We start from the raw sequence: 2,585 nt of genomic DNA, 5'->3' as shown, positions 1-2,585 counted from the left end.
CGAGGTGATGATTGCCGCGATGATTGTCGCGCGCAAGAGTTTTGTTCGCTCTGATTGTCGCGGAGCGTCAATCAGCGAGTGTTTTTGGTGTCGCGTGCGAGGATGGTCGCCCTGGACCACGCTTCCGCTCGAGCGCGGTGCGCCTGCGATAGCTTTCGACGTTCATCTCGACGATGGTGGCGTGGTGAACGAGGCGATCGATGGCGGCGAGCGTCATAGCAGGATCCGGGAAGACCCTGTTCCACTCTCCAAAGGGCTGATTGGCGGTGATCAGCATGGAACGCTGCTCGTAGCGAGCGCTGATGAGCTCGAACAGCACGCTGGTCTCGGCCTGGTCCTTGGTGACGTAGGCAAGATCATCGCAGATCAGGAGGTCGAAGCGATCGAGGCGGTTAATGGCGGCCTCGAGATTGAGCTCGCGCCGCGCCACCTGGAGCTTCTGGACGAGATCGGTGGTGCGGGTGAAGAGGACGCGCCATCCGTTCTCGATAAGGGCCAGGCCGATGGCTGCCGCCAAGTGACTCTTGCCGCCGCCGGGCGGGCCGAACAGCAGCAGATTGGCGCCCTTGCCGAGCCAACCATCGCCGGCGGCGAGCGCGGTCACCTGTGCCTTGGAGATCATCGGCACAGCCTCGAAGTCGAAGTTGTCGAAGGTCTTTCCAGCGGGCAGCCGCGCCTCGACGAGATGGCGCTCGACGCGGCGGCGGCCGCGTTCGGCGATCTCGTGCTCGGCAATGGTGGCGAGGAAGCGGGCCGCCGGCCAGCCTTCCTTGTCGGACTGCTCCGCAAATTGCGGCCACAGCACCTTGATGGCTGGCAGCCGCAACTCGTTGAGCAATAGATTGAGGCGCGCGGTGTCGATAATGTTGGCCGTGCTCATGCGGCACCTCCGATCTCGCCGGCACCGATGAGGCACTCATAGGTGGCGAGCGGTGCGAGCTGCACCACGACGTGCGGCACGCAGGCCGGATCGGGAGAGAAGTAAGCGCGCAGCCGGTTGAGGTCGGGCAGTCGGCCGGCATCAAGCTCGGTCGCGAGCTGATCGGCGAGTTCGGCCTCGCAGCCGCGCTCATGGGCCAGTGCGAGCAGATCGACCATGATCCGGCAGGCTTTCCTGTCCGGCAGCCGTTCGCGCAAGCAATCGAAGGTTCGGCGATAGGCATCGCGCGGGAACAGCCGATCACGGTAGACGAGATTGAGCAGCGCCATTGGCTTGCGCCGCAAGGAATGGATCACGTGCCGATAATCGACGACCTGGTCGTGCTTGCCGTTGGGATGCGGCCGCCCACGCGGCAGGGTGACGAGATGGGTGCCGCCGACGAACACGTCGAGACGATCGTCGTAAAGGCGCACCCGCAGTTGGTGCCCGATCAAACGCGACGGCACGGTGTAGAACACCTTGCGCAAGGTGAAGCCGCCGCTTGACGTCACGCGGACAATCACCTCCTCGTAGTCCGAGGTGCGGCGATCTGGCAACACCTGGAGGGTGGCGCGCTCGTGGTCGATCCGCTTGGAGTTGCGGGCATTACGGCGGCTGACGATCTCGTCGATGAAGCCGCGATAGGCGGCGAGATCATCGAATTCGGCAGTGCCGCGCAACAGCAGCGCATCGGCGATCGTCCGCTTGAGATGGCCATGCGAGCTTTCGATCGCCCCGTTCTCGTGGGCGATGCCGCGATTGTTGCGGGAAGGCCGCATGCCGTAGTGGGCGCAGAGGTCCTCGTACCGCCTGGTCAGATCGTCCCTCGCATTGCGATCGAGATTGCAGAAGGCGGCCGACAGGCTGTCGGTCCGATGCTCCCGCGGTGCCCCACCGAGCGACCACAGGGCATTCTGCAGCCCTTCGGCCAATGCGACGAAGCTCTCGCCACCGAGCACGACATGGGCGTGTTCAAACCCGCAATAAGCCAACCGGAAGTGATACAGGCGATGATCGAGCGGCACGCCAGCGATGGCGACCCCAAGCTCGCCCATATCGGTGAAGTCGGACAGGCCGACTTGGCCCACTTCGTGGGTCTGGCGGAAGATGACCTCCTGCTCCTCGCCGTGGATCGCCCGCCAGGCGCGGATCCGGCGCTCGAGCGTGCGGCGGATTCCAGCCCCCAGCTCAGGATGGCGTCGGAGCATCTCCTCGAAGATGGCCACGGGCCGCACGCCGGGAGCCGCCTTCAGCATCGGCACGACCTCCAGGCCGAAGACGTTGGCCAAGGGATCCGGCCGGCGCCTTTGGCGCGGTGACTTCTTTTGCGACGGAAGGCGCAGATCCTTCTCGAGCCGATAAGCGGTCGACGAACTGAACGACGCCTTCGCGGCCGCCTCTGGCGGCGAATTGGTTTGACGGAACTTCATGTAGAGCCTCATCTGGTGATCGGTGACATGGCAGCCTGGCAACGGGTGATTCCTCTTTGGCGAGAAGAACCATCCATCACCGGCCAGCCGCGATCACCAGACGGCGCGATCCGCTCGGATCGCGCCGTCGCGGGGCTCGTAACTCCGGTCGGGCTACGCCCTCCCTGCGTCACGAGCCCCGCGAAGCTCTCTCATCCTGATTGACGCTGCACTTCCATCCTGATTGCCGCGCCGCA

Annotated in this window: 2 protein-coding genes; both read right to left on the bottom strand. The window is 64.6% G+C overall.

Annotation, left to right across the window (positions count from 1 at the left end):
- Positions 1–67: 67 nt before the first annotated feature.
- The gene (gene istB, locus QSV46_RS38975) at positions 68–880 is read right to left on the bottom strand and encodes an IS21-like element helper ATPase IstB (RefSeq protein WP_314963991.1); all 813 of its coding nucleotides are present in this window, start codon (positions 878–880) and stop codon (positions 68–70) included.
- Positions 877–2,361, bottom strand: a complete 1,485-nt coding sequence (gene istA / locus QSV46_RS38970; RefSeq protein WP_314963990.1) for an IS21 family transposase — start codon at positions 2,359–2,361, stop codon at positions 877–879. Before istA ends, istB begins: the two co-directional genes overlap by 4 nt.
- Positions 2,362–2,585: the final 224 nt, after the last annotated feature.

This window comes from Bradyrhizobium cosmicum, from assembly GCF_032290525.1.
In the GTDB taxonomy this organism is placed as follows: domain Bacteria; phylum Pseudomonadota; class Alphaproteobacteria; order Rhizobiales; family Xanthobacteraceae; genus Bradyrhizobium; species Bradyrhizobium cosmicum_A.
The sequence above is the reverse complement of the archived record's forward strand: the minus strand, read 5'-3'. Positions and strand labels throughout refer to the sequence as shown.

Excerpts from the sequence above, each read along its gene's own strand:
- istB (WP_314963991.1), bottom strand. The coding sequence starts at position 880 with ATGAGCACGGCCAACATTATCGACACCGCGCGCCTCAATCTATTGCTC.
- istA (WP_314963990.1), bottom strand. The coding sequence starts at position 2,361 with ATGAGGCTCTACATGAAGTTCCGTCAAACCAATTCGCCGCCAGAGGCG.